The sequence below is a fragment of the Polaribacter sp. ALD11 genome (genome assembly GCF_002831685.1).
Classification (GTDB): Bacteria; Bacteroidota; Bacteroidia; order Flavobacteriales; family Flavobacteriaceae; genus Polaribacter.
The window spans coordinates 1656332-1673944 of the sequence record NZ_CP025119.1 but is presented as its reverse complement, the minus strand read 5'-3'; the positions used below and the strand labels follow the sequence as shown (position 1 = coordinate 1673944).

At 30.6% G+C, this 17613-nt stretch carries 18 protein-coding genes; 14 read left to right on the top strand and 4 right to left on the bottom strand.

Going from position 1 to position 17613, the window contains the following annotated elements; genetic code table 11:
- Nucleotides 1-47 precede the first annotated feature (47 nt).
- Genes hemH through CW731_RS07460 form a run of 3 tightly spaced genes read right to left on the bottom strand, consistent with a single transcriptional unit; the run spans nucleotide 48 to nucleotide 2567 of the window.
- On the bottom strand, nucleotides 48-1064 hold the full coding sequence (gene hemH, locus CW731_RS07470) for a ferrochelatase (RefSeq protein ID WP_100946134.1): 1017 nt from the start codon (nucleotides 1062-1064) through the stop codon (nucleotides 48-50).
- 54 nt (nucleotides 1065-1118) lie between these two features.
- Entirely contained in the window at nucleotides 1119-1622 is a 504-nt protein-coding gene (locus CW731_RS07465; RefSeq protein WP_100946133.1) for a TrmH family RNA methyltransferase, read from the bottom strand.
- Nucleotides 1623-1682: 60 nt separating this feature from the next.
- On the bottom strand, nucleotides 1683-2567 hold the full coding sequence (locus CW731_RS07460) for a helix-turn-helix transcriptional regulator (RefSeq protein WP_100947652.1): 885 nt from the start codon (nucleotides 2565-2567) through the stop codon (nucleotides 1683-1685).
- Nucleotides 2568-2772: 205 nt separating this feature from the next.
- Here CW731_RS07460 and hemA point away from each other — a divergent pair, with 205 nt between their 5' ends.
- The 14 genes from hemA to CW731_RS07390 all read left to right on the top strand — a co-directional run bounded on the left by hemA (nucleotide 2773) and on the right by CW731_RS07390 (nucleotide 16835).
- Nucleotides 2773-4008 (top strand): glutamyl-tRNA reductase, encoded by a 1236-nt coding sequence (gene hemA / locus CW731_RS07455; protein WP_100946132.1) that lies wholly within the window; start codon nucleotides 2773-2775, stop codon nucleotides 4006-4008.
- Nucleotides 4009-4018: 10 nt separating this feature from the next.
- Nucleotides 4019-5608, top strand: a complete 1590-nt coding sequence (gene hemC, locus CW731_RS07450) for a hydroxymethylbilane synthase (RefSeq protein WP_100946131.1) — start codon at nucleotides 4019-4021, stop codon at nucleotides 5606-5608.
- 95 nt (nucleotides 5609-5703) lie between these two features.
- Entirely contained in the window at nucleotides 5704-6669 is a 966-nt protein-coding gene (hemB, locus tag CW731_RS07445; RefSeq protein ID WP_100946130.1) for a porphobilinogen synthase, read from the top strand.
- A gap of 79 nt (nucleotides 6670-6748) precedes the next feature.
- Nucleotides 6749-8038, top strand: coding sequence for a glutamate-1-semialdehyde 2,1-aminomutase (gene hemL, locus CW731_RS07440; protein ID WP_100946129.1), 1290 nt, complete (start codon nucleotides 6749-6751; stop codon nucleotides 8036-8038).
- Between the two features lie 3 nt (nucleotides 8039-8041).
- A complete protein-coding gene (locus CW731_RS07435; protein WP_100946128.1) occupies nucleotides 8042-8488 on the top strand; it encodes a protease complex subunit PrcB family protein in 447 nt (148 codons plus the stop codon).
- A gap of 5 nt (nucleotides 8489-8493) precedes the next feature.
- Nucleotides 8494-9522 (top strand): uroporphyrinogen decarboxylase, encoded by a 1029-nt coding sequence (gene hemE / locus CW731_RS07430; protein WP_100946127.1) that lies wholly within the window; start codon nucleotides 8494-8496, stop codon nucleotides 9520-9522.
- 3 nt (nucleotides 9523-9525) lie between these two features.
- The gene (locus tag CW731_RS07425) at nucleotides 9526-9870 is read left to right on the top strand and encodes a 5-carboxymethyl-2-hydroxymuconate Delta-isomerase (protein ID WP_100946126.1); all 345 of its coding nucleotides are present in this window, start codon (nucleotides 9526-9528) and stop codon (nucleotides 9868-9870) included.
- Between the two features lie 121 nt (nucleotides 9871-9991).
- The gene (locus CW731_RS07420; RefSeq protein ID WP_100946125.1) at nucleotides 9992-10738 is read left to right on the top strand and encodes an EI24 domain-containing protein; all 747 of its coding nucleotides are present in this window, start codon (nucleotides 9992-9994) and stop codon (nucleotides 10736-10738) included.
- Nucleotides 10728-11630 carry an oxygen-dependent coproporphyrinogen oxidase gene (gene hemF / locus CW731_RS07415; protein WP_100946124.1) on the top strand — a complete coding sequence of 301 codons (903 nt, stop codon included), beginning with the start codon at nucleotides 10728-10730 and terminating at the stop codon, nucleotides 11628-11630. Before CW731_RS07420 ends, hemF begins: the two co-directional genes overlap by 11 nt.
- A 107-nt stretch (nucleotides 11631-11737) precedes the next feature.
- On the top strand, nucleotides 11738-13129 hold the full coding sequence (locus CW731_RS07410) for a sensor histidine kinase KdpD (protein WP_198519865.1): 1392 nt from the start codon (nucleotides 11738-11740) through the stop codon (nucleotides 13127-13129).
- 5 nt (nucleotides 13130-13134) lie between these two features.
- Nucleotides 13135-13830, top strand: a complete 696-nt coding sequence (locus CW731_RS07405; protein WP_100946122.1) for a response regulator transcription factor — start codon at nucleotides 13135-13137, stop codon at nucleotides 13828-13830.
- A 101-nt stretch (nucleotides 13831-13931) separates the two neighbouring features.
- Complete coding sequence (locus CW731_RS07400) at nucleotides 13932-14477, top strand: hypothetical protein (RefSeq protein WP_100946121.1); 546 nt, start codon at nucleotides 13932-13934, stop codon at nucleotides 14475-14477.
- A 186-nt stretch (nucleotides 14478-14663) separates the two neighbouring features.
- Nucleotides 14664-15992, top strand: coding sequence for a dihydrolipoamide acetyltransferase family protein (locus tag CW731_RS07395; RefSeq protein WP_100946120.1), 1329 nt, complete (start codon nucleotides 14664-14666; stop codon nucleotides 15990-15992).
- Between the two features lie 108 nt (nucleotides 15993-16100).
- Nucleotides 16101-16835 carry a DUF6263 family protein gene (locus CW731_RS07390; protein WP_100946119.1) on the top strand — a complete coding sequence of 245 codons (735 nt, stop codon included), beginning with the start codon at nucleotides 16101-16103 and terminating at the stop codon, nucleotides 16833-16835.
- A gap of 77 nt (nucleotides 16836-16912) precedes the next feature.
- On the opposite strand, the gene CW731_RS07385 is transcribed toward CW731_RS07390, so the two are convergent.
- A complete protein-coding gene (locus tag CW731_RS07385; protein ID WP_100946118.1) occupies nucleotides 16913-17599 on the bottom strand; it encodes a GNAT family N-acetyltransferase in 687 nt (228 codons plus the stop codon).
- Nucleotides 17600-17613: the final 14 nt, after the last annotated feature.

Sequence of the window (17613 nt, the reverse complement as noted above, 5' to 3'; positions counted from 1 at the left end):
TATTTTTCTTAAAAAAGATATAATGGAAAGCAGGAAATAGCTTCTTATTACTTATTTTTCCAATCATTAATCCAAGAAACCATAACATCTACCCAATCGTCATTGTCGTTCATACAAGGTATGTGTTTGTAATCTGTACCGCCAAACTTTAAAAATTCTTCTTTACCTTCCATGGCAATTTCTTCTAAAGTTTCTAAACAATCTGCAACAAAAGCAGGTGTAATAACGGCTAATTTTTTCTTTCCTAATCCTGGGAATTTCTCTAATTCGAAATCTGTGTAAGGTTTTAACCAAGGATCTTTTAACAAACGAGATTGAAATGAATTACTATGATTGGTCTCATCGAAACCTAAATTTTTAGCAATTGCTTTTGTAGTTTCGAAACATTGATGTCTATAACACGTGTGGTGTGCTACAGAATTGCGTTCGCAACAAGAACCGTCTAATTTACAATGACTTTTTGTTGGATCGGATTTTTTGATATGACGTTCTGGAATACCGTGATAAGAAAATAAGACATGATCGTAATCAAACCCTTTTAAATGATGTGCAATATTATCGCTCATCGCTTTGATGTAATCTGGTTTGTTGTAGAAAGGAGGTAAAGTTGTTAGTTTTACTTCCGGATATTTTTCTGCCAAAATTTCTTCAGCCAAAACAACAACAGTTTCAAAAGAAGACATGGCGTAATGAGGGTATAGAGGAACTAACATTATTTCTGTTACACCTTTATCTACAAGATTTTTAATTCCTTTTTCCATAGACATAGACCCGTAACGCATTGCTAATTCAACTGGAATGTCTACTTTTTTGGATACTTTTTTCGCAAACCTTTCTGAGATAACAACTAAAGGAGAACCTTCTTTCCACCAAATTTTCTTGTAAGCAGCACCCGATTTTTTAGGTCTTACATTTAAGATGATTCCTTTAATTAGTATCCAACGTTTCCAAAACGGAATGTCTATTACACGCTCGTCCATTAAGAACTCACCTAAATATTTTTTCACGTCTTTTGTGTCTGTAGAATCTGGCGATCCTAAATTGTTTAGTAATATTCCTTTCATTTACTTAAAGTTGAAAAATTGAATTTTTTTATTGATGTTTTTTTTAATTTTAACTTACCTATTTAATTGATTGGTAACTTCGTACAATGTAATTGCCAAACTATGAATAACATTCATACTAGAATTTCGTCCAAACATTGGTATTGCAACAGTTTCGTTAACCAATTCTATGTTTTCAATTCCATTTCTTTCGCTACCCAAAAGTAGTACGATTTTTTCATGATTTTTAAAATTAAAATCTTGAATATTTATGCTTTTATCAGTAATTTCTATGCCAATTATTGTGTTGCCTTCTGCTTTTAGTTGGCTTATAAGTGCATCAAAATTATGATAAGATGCATGTTCAATCTGATTTACGGTATTTCTAGCCGTTTTTTTTACAATCCTATTTTCTATGGAAGGTGAGATTTCGTGGAAATAAATTTTAGCGACTCCAAAGCTTTCTGAAATACGAAAACACATTCCTATGTTTTCTGGAGTTCTAATGGCATCACAAACAATTGTTATTGGAAACTGTTTTTGATTGTTTTCTATGTCGTAATGTGTTAGTTGCTCCAAGTTAATTTAGTTTCAAGATTTTAAAGTTTAATTTGTCTTTTTTATAAGTTTTTATTTTACTTATTTATTTAAACTCATTACATATTTCTTTGGCGTTGTGCCAAACTTCTTTTTAAAAGCTGCAATAAAATGACTCGCAGTGCTGTAGCCAACTTGTAAGCCAACTTCATTTACATTATATTGATTACTTTCCAATAGTTTACGGGCATGTTCCATTTTATAATCAAACAAAAAACTATAAACAGTGTCACCGTAAATTTGTTTAAAACCTTCCTTTAATTTTTTTAAGTTTAAACCAATCTCTGCAGCTAATTCTTGCAAGCTTGGTGGTTCCGACATTCTAGAAATTATAATCTCTTTTGCTTTTCTAATTTTCAATACATTTTGTTCATCTACTAAAAAAGGGCAATATTCTGCATCGATATTTTCGTCTTTATGAAAATGAAGACTTAACAATTCGTAAATTTTTCCTTTAACATAAAGTTCTCTAATAGAGCTATTTATATTAGAGTTAATTATTTGTTGTAAAACAATGCCAACTGTTGGTTTTATCTCTGTATCGTCATAAAATTTTCTGTTACTGTTTTCATCACTTAAAAAAGGGATGTAACCAGATTCTTTAGAAAATAATGAGTGAAATTTTTCAATAGAAATTAATAAAGAAACTAGGGTTGTTTTAGGTTGAATTGCTAAATTAATTGGTAATGTTCTCTGCGGATTGTACAATAAAATAGATCTATTATCTAAAACATCAAAAGAATAATCTCCAGTATTAAATAGAAATTTAGAATTACCGCGCAAACAGAAGTGCATTTGAATAAATCTACTGTCAATTTCTCTTTCAAAATTAACAACCTCTTTGCTTTCGTTCTGAAAATGAAGTACATAAAACCCTTTCTCTAAAGTGATTTCATCAAAAGAACTTTCTCCGACATTTTTAAACATACTTTTCTTAATTTTTGAAGATCTTTTATTTAGAATCATTCTATATAAAAATAATCTAAAACCTTGTTTACGTTACAAAAATAAGGGTTTTTAGAAGTTTTATCAAAAAAAAATAAAGAAAAAACATACAACGTTATTAAAAGTTCTTTGAGCGACATTTTTATCTTAATGAAGTTTTTACTTTTGTGGCATCTTTTAAAGATTTATGAAAGAACTAGGCCAAGAGCACTTTTACAATATTGGGGTAAGTTATAAAAAAGCAGACGCAGAAATGCGCGGTAAATTTTCTGTATCTAAAGAAAATCAAATCGCACTATTAAATGCAGCTAAAGAAAGAGGGGTTACTTCCATTTTTATAATTTCTACATGCAACAGAACAGAGATTTTTGGTTTTGCAAATCGTCCTTGTTTATTAATAGAATTACTATGCGATTTTTCTGAAGGTACCGTAAAGGAATTCAATGCTATTTGTAATATAAATAAAGACCAAGAAGCAATTAGTCATTTATTTAGAATTGGCACAGGATTAGAAAGTCAAATTTTAGGAGATTATGAAATTGTTGGTCAATTAAGACAGTCTTTTAAATTAGCAAAAGAATTAAAAACTACAAATTCTTACGTAGAACGTTTGGTAAACTGTGTTTTACAGGCAAGTAAACGTGTTAAGAATGATACAAAATTAAGCTCGGGTACAACTTCTGTTTCTTATGCAGCTGTTCAATACATTATTAAAAATTTACCAGATTATAATTCTAAAAATATTCTTGTTTTTGGTTTAGGTAAAATGGGAAAACATACCTGTAAAAATTTATCAGAATATACGCAAAACAAACAAGTTTGTTTAATTAATAGAACTGAAGAAAAAGCAATAGCGTTTGTACAAGAACATAATTCTATTCGCAAATCTGAAATAGAGAATTTACATGAAGAAGTTTCTAAAGCAGATGTTTTAATAGTTTCTACAGGTTCAGACAAGCCAACAATAACAAAAGAACACGTTTCAGAAGGTAAAGAAATTTTAATTTTAGATTTATCGATGCCAGAAAATGTGGCAAAAGAGGTGTCTAGTTTAAAAGGAATTTCTTTAGTAAATGTAGATGAACTTTCTAAAATTACAGACGAAACGCTAGCCGTTCGTCAGCAAGAAATTCCGTTTGCAAAACAAATTATAGAAACACATAAAGAAGAATTTAATAGTTGGTTAAATCACAGAAGATTTACACCAGCAATTGCTGCCCTAAAGTTATCTTTAGAAACTATTAAAAACGATGAAATTAATTTTCAGAAAAAGAAAATTAGTAACTTCGATGAAAATCAAGCAGAAATCTTAACTTCACGTTTTATTCAAAAAATTACCACACAGTTTGTTAAACACTTAAAAGATGAAGATACTTCTGTTTCAGAAAGTATAGAAGTCATTCAGAAAGTGTTTCAATCATAATTAAAACTCCATGCAAAAAATAATAAGAATAGGTACTCGCGATAGCCAATTGGCGCTTTGGCAGGCTAATAAAGTGTCTAAAGAATTAGCAGAATTAGGTTATGAATCTGTTATAATTCCTATAAAATCTTTAGGAGATATCGTTTTAGATAAACCGTTATACGAATTAGGGGTTACAGGAGTTTTTACAAAAAACTTAGACCTAGCAATGTTAAACGGCGATATTGATATTGCTGTACATTCTATGAAAGATGTACCAACAGCTTTACCAGAAGGTATTGTGCAAGCAGCTGTTCTAAAACGTGCAGATTATATCGATTTGTTGGTTTTAAAAGATACAGAAGAGTTTTTCGGACAACCAAACGGAATTATTGCAACGGGCAGTTTACGAAGAAAAGCACAATGGTTAAACCGTTATCCAACGCATAAAGTAGAGGGTTTAAGAGGAAATGTAATTACTCGTTTAGAAAAACTAGATAATAGTGAAACTTGGAATGGAGCATTATTTGCTGCTGCAGGTTTAGAAAGATTAGAATTAAGAGATGCAGAGGCTATTCCTTTAACTTGGATGATTCCTGCGCCAGCACAAGGTGCAATTATGGTGGCAGCTTTAGAAAAAGATGACTATGTATTAGATGCTTGTGAACAATTAAATCATCATGAAACTAAAGTTTGTGTTGGTGTAGAACGTGAGTTTTTAAGATTGTTAGAAGGTGGTTGTACAGCGCCAATTGGTGCTTTAGCTTATGTTGATGCAAGAACTGAAGAGGTAAACTTCAAAGGGGTTTTATTGAAAAAAGACGGTTCTAAAAAAATTACAGTAGAAAAAACTGCAAAATTAGGAAGCCATAAATTTTTAGCCAAAGATTGTGCCGATTATGTAATTAATAGAGGTGGAAAAGAGTTAATGCAAGAAGATGAAGAAAGCGAAGCTAAGATTGCTTCAGTTTATTCTACAAAGAAACTTTCTGAACTTCAAAAAGAAACATTGTCTTCTGCCATTGGTATAAAAGATAGTGATTTTATTAAAATGCGTTTCAATAGAATACCAGCTAAAGTGATGAAGAGCCAGCATGAAAATGTGGTGATTACAAGTCAGAATGGGGTAGAGGCAATTTTAAACTCTTTTACAAAAGACGAAATTAATTTTAAAAACATCTTTTGTGTTGGTAGAAGAACTAAAAAACTTATTGAAAATAGAATTGGGAAAGTTACACATGTAGCTAAAAATGCATTGAAACTAGCAGAATATATTTCAAAAGAAACAGAAATTAAAGAAGTCTCTTATTTCTGTAGTGATGTAAGATTAGATGTTTTTCCAACGTATTTACAAGCACATGAAATTGTTGTAAATGAAATTGAAGCATATAAAACAATGTTGAATCCTGTGAAAATTGATGCAGAAGTTACAGGTGTTTTGTTTTATAGTCCTTCAGGAATTGAAAGCTATTTAGAAGAAAATACAAAAGACAAAGTTGCTTTCTGTATAGGAGAAACTACAGCTGTAGAAGCAAGAAAGCATTTCGATAAAGTTGAAGTTGCAAATATACCAGATGTAGAAAGTGTTTTAGAATTAGTAAACACATATTATTCAAAATAGCAAACGTCATTGCGAGGAAAAATGACGAAGCAATCTCAGGATTAAGAAGCAGATTACTTCTCTTAGCTCGTAATGAAACAAAGAAATAAATTTTTATGTTTCGTACAAGAAGATTAAGAAAATTAGAAGGAATTAGAAGATTAGTTAGAGAGACAAAACTTTCTGTAGATGATTTTGTATATCCGCTTTTTATTGAAGAAGGAGAAAATATAGAAACAGAAATTGTTTCGATGCCAGGAATCAAACGTTTTTCTTTAGATCGAATTTCTAAAGAATTAGATGAAGTTGTTTCTTTAGAAATTCCTGCAGTTTTATTATTCGGAATTCCTTCTCAGAAAGATGATGAAGGAACAGAAACTTGGAATGATAACGGAATTATGCAACAAGCAATTCGTTTTATCAAGAAAAATTATCCGAGCTTATACGTAATTACAGACGTTTGTTTTTGCGAGTACACTTCTCATGGGCATTGCGGAATTATTCATGACAATGATGTTGATAACGATGCAACTTTAGTAAATCTAGCAAAACAAGTTATCTCGCATGCAAAAGCAGGAGTAGATATGGTTGCGCCATCAGGAATGATGGATGGTACGATAGCTATGGTTCGTGAATCTTTAGACAATACAGGTTTTACAAACTTGCCAATTATGGCGTATTCTGTTAAATATGCATCTGCTTTTTACGGTCCTTTTAGAGAGGCCGCAGATTCTGCGCCAACATTTGGAGACAGAAGAACGTACCAAATGGATCCATCAAATAGAGATGAAGGAATGCGTGAAGCTACTTTTGATGATCAAGAAGGAGCCGATATTTTAATGGTAAAACCAGCATTGTCTTATTTAGATATTATTAGAGATTTAAAAAACAATTTCGATCGTCCGATTGCATGTTATAATGTAAGTGGAGAATATGCAATGGTAAAAGCCGCAGCAGAAAAAGGTTGGATTGATGGCGAAAAAGTAATGATGGAAAGTTTACTGTCTATGAAAAGAGCAGGAGCAGATATTATTATTACATATTTTGCTAAGGAAGCAGCGAAAGTATTATTGAAGAAATAACGTCATTACGACGAAGTAATCTCTTAATTAATAAACAGATTGCTTCACTACGTTCGTAATCACAAAAAGTATAGAAAACATGAAATTCAAAAAATCAGAAAAATTATATAGAAAAGGATTGGTACATCTTGTTGGGGCAGTAAATTCTCCGGTAAGAGCTTTTTCATCAGTTGGTGGAAATCCGTTGTTTATCAAAAAAGCAAAAGGAACAAAAATTACAGATGTTGATGGAAACGAATTTGTAGATTTAGTACTTTCTTACGGACCAATGATTTTAGGGCATCGTCATAAAAAAGTACAAAAAGGAGTTGAAAAGGCATTGAAAAATGGCTATTCTTTTGGAGCTTCCACAGAAAACGAAATTAAATTAGCGAAAATTGTTTGTGATGCTTTTCCAGGAATGGATAAAGTCCGTTTTGTGAATTCTGGAACAGAAGCTGTTATAAGTGGTGTTCGTTTGGCAAGAGCATTTACAGGAAAAGATAAAATTATTAAATTTTCTGGTTGTTACCATGGGCATCAAGATTCATTATTAGTTGCTGCAGGTTCTGGTTTGGCAACATTAAGTATGCCTGGTTCTAAAGGAGTTCCTGAAGGAGCAGTAAAAAATACGCTAATTTCTAAATATAATGATTTAGAAAGTGTAAAAAAACACTTTGAAGAACATGATGATATTGCTGCTGTAATTTTAGAGCCTATTTGTGGTAATATGGGCGTTGTAATTCCGAAAGATAATTTCTTGGTAGAATTAAAAGAATATTTAGCCTCAAAAGGAGCTTTATTAATTGTTGATGAAGTAATGACAGGTTTCCGTTCTAAGTTTGGTGGAGCACAAGAATTATTAGGTGTAGAAGCAGATATTACATGTTTAGGGAAAGTAATTGGAGGAGGTTTCCCAGTAGGAGCTTATGGAGCAAGAAATGAAATAATGCAAGAAGTTGCGCCTTTAGGTGGCATGTATCAGGCAGGAACGTTAAGTGGAAACCCGATTGCTATGGCAGGAGGAATTGCTACTTTAACAGAATTGAAAAAGCAAAATCCTTATAAAAAGTTTGAAGAAATAGGAAGTATTTTAGAAGTGATTTTATTAGAAACTGCTAAAAAATACAATGTAGATGTAACTGTAAATCGATTCGGTTCTATGTTAAATCCTTTTTTTACAAAAACAAACGTAACAAATTTTGAAGAAGCTCAAACTTCAGACACAGAAAAATTTGCTGTTTTCTTTTGGGAAATGATCAAAAACGGAGTTTTCTTACCTCCAAGTCAATTTGAAGCATGGTTTTTATCGTCTGCTTTAACAGACAAGGATATTCAAAAAATAGCAAACGCAGTTGATAAAGGGATGTTGGCTATTTCAAAAATGTAAATTATGAAACTATTTATTACAATTATTTTTAGTTTATTGTTAACAGCTTGTCCTAAAAATGAAGAAGGAGGTTTCACTTCTCTTTCAAAAGGAAATTTATTTGGAGCCGGAGATGAGGGGTTTAAAAAAGAAAATATTGTTATTTCTTCTCAAGTTGAATGGAAATCATTTTTATTAAAACTAGACAGTGCTAATAAAGTTTCGGAAACATTTGAAAATGCTATTGATTTTTCAAAAGAAATGATTGTTGTAGTTGTTGATAAAGTTAGAAATACAGGTGGGTTTTCAGTTGAAATTGTTGAAGCTGTAAAGGAAGGAGAAACTTTTTTAATTAAAGTGAGTTCTACATCACCAAAACCAACGGATATGGTTACTATGGGAATTATACAGCCTTATCATATAGTAAAAATTAACAAGACAAAGAAGGAAGTAAAATTTATAGAGCTATAGAAATCATGATAAAAAACGATTTATTTTTAAGAGCATTAAAAGGAGAAACAGTAGACAGACCACCGGTTTGGATGATGCGTCAGGCAGGAAGATATTTACCAGAATTTCAGGTAATCAAAAAGAAATACGATTTCTTTACCCGTTGTCAAACTCCAGAATTAGCATCAGAAATTACAGTGCAACCAATTCGTAGATACGGAATGGATGCTGCAATTTTGTTTTCAGATATTTTGGTAATTCCTCAAGCAATGAATATTGAGGTACAAATGAAACCAGATTTTGGTCCTTATTTGCCAAACCCAATTCGTACTCAAAAAGATTTAGATAGTGTAATCGTTCCAGATGTAAATGAAGCTTTAGGCTACGTAATGGAAGCGATTAAAGTTACCAAAGAAAAATTGAATGATGAAGTGCCTTTAATTGGTTTTGCAGGTTCACCTTGGACAATCTTATGTTATTGTGTACAAGGGCAAGGTTCTAAAAACTTTGACAAAGCAAAAGAATTGTGCTTTACAAACCCTGTGGTTGCACATTCATTATTACAAAAAATTACAGATACTACAATTGCATATTTAAAAGCAAAAGTAAAAGCAGGTGTAGATGCAGTTCAGGTTTTTGATTCTTGGGGCGGAATGTTATCTCCAGTAGATTATCAAGAATTCTCTTGGCAATATATGCAACAAATTATAGATGCTTTAAAAGACGAAACGCCTGTTATTGCATTTGGTAAAGGTTGTTGGTTTGCCTTAGATGAAATGTCTAAATCTGGTGCTTCTGCATTAGGTGTAGATTGGACTTGTTCACCAAGAAATGCACGTTATTTATCTGGAGGAAAAATTACATTACAAGGTAATTTCGATCCAACAAGATTGTTTTCTCCGCCAGCAGTTATCAAAAAAATGGTGCATCAAATGATTAATGAATTTGGTAAAGATAGATTAGTTGTAAATCTAGGGCATGGTATTTTACCAAACATTCCGTTAGAAAACGCAAAAGCATTTATTGATGCTGTAAAAGAATATAAAGCAAATTAAAAAATGCCACATTTTATTTTAGATTGTTCAGAAAACATTTTAGAATTACGAGAACCAAGAAAAGTTTTAGAAGCCGTTTTTGAAACGGCTTTTTCTACGGGTTTATTTGATAGAGATGATATTAAGGTACGCTTAAATCCGTTTAAACATTCATTGGTACAAAGTGAAGCAGCAGATTTTATTCATGTTTTTGGAAATATAATGGAAGGAAGAACTGGTGAGCAAAAATCAGATCTTTCTTACGCAATTGTAGCTACTTTAACCACCTTGTTTCCAGAAGTACCCGTTATTTCTATGAATGTTAGAGACTTTGAGAGTGCATCATATTGTAATAAAACGATGATTTAAGTACATAATTTGGGCGTTACTTTATGCTGAAAAAAATCAGCATAAAGTCGCGCTTTTCGTTATATCTTTTTGTGAAAAACAAAAAGGATGCCACTTCAATCGCTAACGCAAACCAAGGCTAATGATTAAAAATATACTTTCAGGAATAACAGCATATTCAGGTTCGTTTAGTTTAATCTCTAAACTTAAACTCTGGAGATATTTTGTAATTCCAATAGTAATTAGCATTTTAACAGCAACTATTATTGGTTTTTTTGCCTATGGATTATCAGATAATATTGGTTATTTTTTAGCAAAAATATGGATTTGGGATTGGGGTAAAGAAGCATTTACTACATTCACTTCGGTTATAGGAGCAATCTTTGTTTTAGTAATAGGTCTAATTCTTTACAAACATATTGTTTTGGCATTATCAGCACCGTTTATGAGTGCTGTTTCAGAAAAAATAGAAATTCATATTAATGGAGATGTAAAACATCAACATCGAAAAACGAGTTTTCAAGAACAATTATGGCGAGGAATTCGAATTAATATTAGAAATTTAGGAAAAGAACTTCTAATTACAATTCCTATTTTACTGCTTAAATTCATTCCTGTAGTAAATATTTTTTCTACAATCTTACTATTTTTAGTACAAGCGTATTATGCCGGTTTTGGTAATATGGATTATACGTTAGAAAGACACTTTAATTATAAAGAGAGTCTTAATTTTGTTAGCAAAAATAAAGGCATTTCAATAGGAAATGGAATTGTTTTTATGCTGTGTTTGTTAATTCCGGTTATGGGAATTATTATCGTTTTACCACTTTCTGTAACAGCTGCATCAGTAAAAACAGTAGCCTTATTAAATAAAGAAAATGAAAGATAAGTTTTATAAATACATAGAGAATTTACAAGACACAATTACCTCGAAGCTAGAGAAAGTTGATGGACTTGCAAAATTTGAAGAAGATATTTGGGAGAGAGAAGAAGGCGGAGGAGGAAGAACTCGAGTAATTGAAAATGGAAATATATTTGAAAAAGGAGGTGTAAATATTTCTGCAGTTCATGGAGAATTACCAGAAGTCTTAAGAAATCAGTTTAAGGTAAAAGAAGGAAATTTCTTTGCCTGTGGTTTAAGTTTGGTTTTACATCCAACAAACCCTTTTGTACCAACGGTGCATGCAAATTGGCGTTATTTCGAAATGTATGATGAAGTAGGTAATATTGTAACACAATGGTTTGGTGGCGGGCAAGATTTAACACCTTATTATTTATTTGAAGAAGATGCAGTTCATTTTCACACGGTTTGTAAATCTGCATGCGATAAACATAATGTAGATTTTTATCCGAAGTTTAAAAAAGTTTGTGATGAATATTTTTGGAATTCACACAGAAATGAAGCCCGTGGAATTGGAGGTTTATTTTTCGATTATCAAAAAGAAACAGAAGGTTTTTCGATAGAAGACAGATTCAATTTTGTAACAGAAGTTGGTAATAGTTTCTTAGAAAGCTATGTTCCTATTGTAGAAAAGAGAAAAGTAATTGAATTTACAAAAGAGCACAAAGATTGGCAAGAAATAAGAAGAGGTCGTTATGTAGAATTTAATTTAGTACATGACAGAGGTACTTTGTTCGGGTTAAAAACAAACGGAAGAATAGAAAGTATTCTAATGAGTTTACCGCCAATTGTGCAGTGGAAATACAATCATCAGCCAGATGAAGGTTCTGAAGAAGCTAAATTATTAGAAGTTTTAATGAAGCCTAAAGATTGGGTTTAAGAAATAAAAAAGCACAAGACTAATTCGGTTTTGTGCTTTTTTAGGTTAATGGAAAGTTAATGACCATTATTTTTAATAATAATAGTGTCAATTTCTTACTTTTGATAATGCTCAAAAAAATTAGACTTCTTATAATTGCATCAATTTTAGGATTGCTAGCTTTATCTCTAATTCAGGGGTATTTAATTAATAATACCTATAAACAAAAAAAAGATGTCTTTATCTCTGAAACGAGAAAAGCTATTTCAAGATTAGATGATTTTTCTCCAAGTTTAGATAAAATGAATGATGTTTGGCAAGATCATTTTCTAAATATTATTGCAGATTATTACGTTAAAAAAATTTCTAAATCAACTGTTTTAGAAAAATTGAATTCTATTACAGATTCTATTAATGATACCTACATTAAAAATTATAACAAAGAATTATTAAATAAAAATATAGGTTATAACTTAAAATTTCAGAAACAAGTAAAGACAATTATTCTTTTAGATAGTATTAGAAATGATACCATTTTTAATTCAAAATTGAAGTCTTCCTTTCGTTTACTAGGAGAAGAATTTTCAATAAAAGAAGGCCATAAGGTTAGTAACTCTTTATGGATGACGGATCATAATTTTCAACGTCTGGTTAACGGAAAAGAAAAGTCAATCACTTTTAATTTACAATTCGAAACTGAAGATCGAATGAATATTGAAGGCTGGGAGAAAATTGTATTACGTAAGATGACCAGTTTGTTAATTCTTTCCGTTTTTATCTTTTTATTAGTTTTCGGCTTGTTATATTACTCCATTAAAAATTTAATAACTCAGAAGAAAATTGCAGATATAAAAACCGATTTTGTAAACAACATTACACACGAACTAAAAACACCTCTAGCTACATTAACTTTAGCTACAAAGATGTTGAAGACAAAAGAAATTATATCTAAACAAGGAATTTTTGAGAATACTGTAAATACAATAGAAAGACAGAATATTCGCTTGCAGAAATTGATTGACCAGGTACTGAATAATTCTTTAGGTTATCAAGAGATTCAGCTTCAAAAAGAATTGGTAAATAGTAAAAAATATTTGAATTTGATTGTTGCAGATTTTCAACTTTCTTTAGATTCTAAAAGTATAAAGTTCCATAAGAGCATTAATATTAATCAAGAAATTTTTATTGATAAATTTTATTTTACAACTGCCCTATTAAATATATTAGAAAATGCAGTTAAATATGGAAAAGAGCATTTAGAAATCAATATTTTTTCTAAAACGGATGAGAATTTTATAATTTTAATTTCTGATAACGGAATTGGAATACCGAAAAAAGAACAACCATTTTTATTCGATAAATTTTACAGAGTTGGTAACAAGGAAGTCCATAATGTAAAAGGGCTAGGGCTTGGTTTGTATTATACAAATCAAATTATAAAAGCGCATAACGGAATAATTTCTGTTGAAAGCGAAGTAGGAAAAGGAACAAGTTTTACGATTGAAATTCCATTAAACTAAAATGAATGTCTATTCAAAAACATATTTTATTAGCAGAAGATGATGTAGATTTTGGCAGCATTCTAAAACAATATTTAGAAATGTCTGGGTTTACAGTTGAATGGGCAAAAGATGGTGAAGAAGCTTTTACTTCATTTAAAAAAGGAGGTTTTAATATTTGCGTTTTAGATGTAATGATGCCAAAATTAGATGGTTTTTCTTTGGCTGAAAAAATTATAGAAATAAATCCTGAAGTTCCTTTTATTTTTTTGACTGCTAGAAAAATGAAAGTAGATAAACTAAAAGGGTTAAAACTAGGCGCAGACGATTATGTTGTAAAACCATTTGAAGCAGATGAATTGGTTTTAAGATTAAATAATATTCTAAAGCGAACTCAAAAAACTTCAGTAATAACCTTTACATATGAAATTATTTCTATAGGGAATTATGAGTTTAATACAAGACGTTTAGAATTAAAAATCAATCAAAATTTACAACAACTAACAGAGAAAGAGGGAGAATTAATTCAGTTTTTAGTACAACATAAAAATCAACTTTTAAAAAGAGAGGAAATTTTAAAAGCAGTTTGGGAGAATGATGATTTCTTTTCAGGAAGAAGTATGGATGTTTTTATAAGTAGAATTCGTAAATATTTTAAAGAAGATACCTCAATTTCTATAGAAAGTATCCGCGGAGTTGGCTTAGAATTTAAGGTTGGTTAATGCTTCTTTTGTTAACGTTAAAGCTGGGTTAACAGATTGTTTTTCTATTGTCTAATTATTTTTTGAATTTACATTTGTCACATAATTTAAAAAACAATAGTATGATAAAAGTATTTTTAACCACAGCAATCAGTTTATTTTTAATGAGTAGTTTATTCGCGCAAAGAACTTCTTCAACAACAAAAAGTAATACGTATTCAATAAATTTTGATACTGATGACAAAGCAGATAATTCATCAGTATCAATAAAAAGGAATGATGATATATATAAGTTTTCGGCAAGGTTTCATGAAAGTAAAACAGGAAACATCAAAAAAATGTTAGTTGATAAATTAGGAGATACAGGGTTAACAATTTTTGGAGATGTTTATAGATGGATAAAAAATGAAAACGGTGATAAACTGTATGATTGTAAGTTGACAGATAATACCTTGAAGATTTATGTTGATAAAGAGTTTGCAAATTCTAATACTGTTGTTATGATGGAAGAATTAGGAGCTTCGTTAAAAGAAGCTATTTCTGGAACAGATTCTAAAGAAGAGGGAAAAAAGGATGCAGAAAGAGCGTTTAAAATAGCGGAGAGAGAACTAGAGAAAGCGAAAAAGGAATTAGAAAAGGCCAAAAGAAGGTTGAAAAATAATAATTAGTTATTTTGTTATTAAATCAATAAAATTTTAGCTAAAAATAGAATTATATTTAATTTAATTCGTTTTTATCTTTTTATTTTGCGAATAGTTTAATCCTTATAAAACTTTATGATTATTTTTCACTCATAATATGAGTGAAAAATCATCCGTTTTTAGTACTTTTGCAATCTCTAAAATCAGATAGAAATGGCAAGGTTTGAATTAAAGTTACCAAAAATGGGTGAAAGTGTTGCAGAAGCAACGATAACTTCTTGGTTAAAAGAAGTAGGAGATACCATTGAATTAGATGAAGCTGTTGTAGAAATAGCTACAGATAAGGTAGATTCTGAGGTTCCTAGTGAAGTAGAAGGAACTTTGGTAGAAATTTTGTATCAAAAAGATGATGTTGTTGCTGTAGGAGAAACTATTGCTGTAATTGAGACAGAAGGTGGTGAAACAACGGTTTCTAAGCCATCAAAAAATGAAACTTCAAAAGGAGAAGAGAAATCTAATGTTTCTGCTGTTGAAAAAACAATTGAAAAAGCGGTAGAAGTTATTGCTTCACCAATTTCAAAAACTTCAGATTCTGGTAAATTTTACTCTCCATTAGTTAGAAACATTGCGCAAAAAGAAAATATTTCTATGGAAGAATTAGAAAATATTTCTGGTTCTGGTAAAGATGGCAGAGTGAATAAAGAAGATATTTTATCATATATCGAAAATGGGAAGCCTATATCTAAACCTCAAGCAACAAAAGTAGTTGAAGAGAAGGTTTCAAAACCAATTCAAAAAGAAGTACAAAAAGCTTCACCTGTTTCTGTAAACGGAGAAGATGAGGTAATTGAAATGTCTAGAATGGGGAAACTAATTTCTAAACATATGGTTAATTCTGTGCAAACTTCTGCGCATGTACAGTCTTTTATAGAAATTGATGTTACCAATATTGTAAAATGGAGAACAAAAGTGAAAGATGCTTTCTTGAAAAGAGAAGGAGAAAAATTAACTTTTACGCCAATTTTAATGCATGCTGTTGCATCTACAATAAAAAAATATCCAATGATTAACATTGCTATAGATGGCGATACTATCATTAAAAGAAAAAATATTAATTTAGGTATGGCTGCAGCTCTACCTGATGGAAATTTAATTGTACCTGTTATTAAAAATGCAGATTTGTTAAATCTTGTTGGAATGACAAAATCTGTAAATGATTTAGCAGGAAGAGCAAGAAACAATCAATTAAAACCAGATGAAATTCAAGGAGGAACTTATACAGTAACTAACGTTGGTAGTTTTGGTTCTGTAATGGGGACACCAATTATAAACCAGCCACAAGTTGCAATTTTAGCATTAGGAGCTATCAGGAAAGTTCCTGCGGTTATAGAAACACCAGATGGGGATTTTATAGGAATTAGACAAAAGATGTTTGTTTCTCATTCGTATGATCATAGAGTTGTAAATGGTGCTTTAGGAGGAATGTTTATAAAAACCTTAAAAGAAACTTTAGAAGCTTGGGATATGAACCAAGAGTTTTAAATAGTAAATTATAAATAGATTTAAAAACGCTCACAATTTGTGAGCGTTTTTTGTAAAAAATACTATATTCGTCTTCTAAAAATAATTATAAATATAAAACAAAAAAAAATGAAAAAATTGTTATTCTTATTTGTGTTAGCAACAACACTTACTGTTACTGCACAAGAATCTGTATTATTAAGAGCTAATTACAGCAAAGGGGATGTTTTATCAGTGAAGTTAGATGTCTCTCAAGACATGGGGGCTCAAGGTGGTGTAGACATGAAAATGACTATGGATATGGTTGTAACAGGTAAAGAAGGAGATGTTATTACTACAGAATCTAAAATTAAAGCTATAGATATGAATATGCTTCAAGGAGGTATGGCTATGAGTTTTAATTCATCAATGAAAGAGGAGGATTTAGATCAAATGGGTAAAATGATGAAACAGCAGTTTGACCCAATGATGAAAGCTACTATTATTTCTAAAATGTCTACAGAAGGCGAAATTTTAGAAACTAAAGTTGAACCATCTACACCTGCTATGGATCAGTTTACAAAACAAGTTAAGGGTGTAAAATACCCAAAAGAGAAAGTTTCTGTTGGTTCTTCATGGACAGATGAAACGAATGAACAAGGAATGGAGGTTAAAACAACATACACTATTTCTAAAATAGAGAATGGAAAGGTTTATATTGATGTTATTGGAGCTGTTTCCGGTATGGGAACTGGAGATGTAAAAGGAAATTTAATAGTTGATGTTAAAACAGGGATTCAGGATACTGCAAATACAGAAATGGCTTTAAGTGCAAACGGAGCAGATATTAAGATTTCTACAAAAAGTACCACAACTAAAATGTAATTGTAAAGAATTATTATTTTAAACAAAAAATGCTTTGAGTTTTCCTCAAAGCATTTTTTATGCATTACATTGGTTTATTATTTTCTACGGAATAACCACCAATTCATATCTCTCGTTAATTTATAGCCTAATTTTTTATAAAGAGGGATTGCAGGATTTCCTTTGTTAGTATGTAAAATTGGAAGCTTTTTTTCTTTTAAAATATCTTTAGTTACATAAGAAATCAATTGTTTAGCATACCCTCTTTTGGTATAATCAGGATGTGTAACAACCGAGCTTATTTCTATAAAATCGTTCGTTTGCATTCTTTGACCTGTAATTGATACCAATTTGTTTTCTTTAAAAATACCATAGAATTTTCCCATATAAAAAGATTTTCTCTGATAAAAACCTGGCATCACTAACCAAATTAAATCATAGACTTCATCTATATACTTTTCTGTTAATAGAACAATATCTTCTGTGTTTTCTACGTCTACTAACTTTTCTAATACCATTTGACAACCATCAATTTTCCTCTCAAGAACAACATGATTTGTATCTATAATCGGATTTTGTTTTTCTGAAACCAAAAAAAAACTTTCTGCTATTTTAGCATATTCATTCAATGCATTTTCCGTTTTTGTTTCGTCAAAGAAGGCTCCAAATATGCAAATATCTGGTTTGTAAAATTGAACACCGTCATATGTTATTAAAGATTTATGATGCGTTTCGTTTAAGGAATACCAAACGGGATTTTTTAATTTTTCTTCTAATTTTTCCATCTAAAATAAGTATA

Excerpts from the sequence above, each read along its gene's own strand:
- CW731_RS07395 (WP_100946120.1), top strand. The coding sequence starts at position 14,664 with ATGGCAAGGTTTGAATTAAAGTTACCAAAAATGGGTGAAAGTGTTGCA.
- hemL (WP_100946129.1), top strand. The coding sequence starts at position 6,749 with ATGAAATTCAAAAAATCAGAAAAATTATATAGAAAAGGATTGGTACAT.
- CW731_RS07390 (WP_100946119.1), top strand. The coding sequence starts at position 16,101 with ATGAAAAAATTGTTATTCTTATTTGTGTTAGCAACAACACTTACTGTT.
- CW731_RS07460 (WP_100947652.1), bottom strand. The coding sequence starts at position 2,567 with ATGTTTAAAAATGTCGGAGAAAGTTCTTTTGATGAAATCACTTTAGAG.
- hemA (WP_100946132.1), top strand. The coding sequence starts at position 2,773 with ATGAAAGAACTAGGCCAAGAGCACTTTTACAATATTGGGGTAAGTTAT.
- CW731_RS07420 (WP_100946125.1), top strand. The coding sequence starts at position 9,992 with ATGATTAAAAATATACTTTCAGGAATAACAGCATATTCAGGTTCGTTT.
- hemB (WP_100946130.1), top strand. The coding sequence starts at position 5,704 with ATGTTTCGTACAAGAAGATTAAGAAAATTAGAAGGAATTAGAAGATTA.
- CW731_RS07425 (WP_100946126.1), top strand. The coding sequence starts at position 9,526 with ATGCCACATTTTATTTTAGATTGTTCAGAAAACATTTTAGAATTACGA.
- CW731_RS07435 (WP_100946128.1), top strand. The coding sequence starts at position 8,042 with ATGAAACTATTTATTACAATTATTTTTAGTTTATTGTTAACAGCTTGT.
- hemC (WP_100946131.1), top strand. The coding sequence starts at position 4,019 with ATGCAAAAAATAATAAGAATAGGTACTCGCGATAGCCAATTGGCGCTT.
- CW731_RS07405 (WP_100946122.1), top strand. The coding sequence starts at position 13,135 with ATGTCTATTCAAAAACATATTTTATTAGCAGAAGATGATGTAGATTTT.
- hemF (WP_100946124.1), top strand. The coding sequence starts at position 10,728 with ATGAAAGATAAGTTTTATAAATACATAGAGAATTTACAAGACACAATT.
- CW731_RS07385 (WP_100946118.1), bottom strand. The coding sequence starts at position 17,599 with ATGGAAAAATTAGAAGAAAAATTAAAAAATCCCGTTTGGTATTCCTTA.
- hemH (WP_100946134.1), bottom strand. The coding sequence starts at position 1,064 with ATGAAAGGAATATTACTAAACAATTTAGGATCGCCAGATTCTACAGAC.
- CW731_RS07400 (WP_100946121.1), top strand. The coding sequence starts at position 13,932 with ATGATAAAAGTATTTTTAACCACAGCAATCAGTTTATTTTTAATGAGT.
- hemE (WP_100946127.1), top strand. The coding sequence starts at position 8,494 with ATGATAAAAAACGATTTATTTTTAAGAGCATTAAAAGGAGAAACAGTA.
- CW731_RS07410 (WP_198519865.1), top strand. The coding sequence starts at position 11,738 with ATGCTCAAAAAAATTAGACTTCTTATAATTGCATCAATTTTAGGATTG.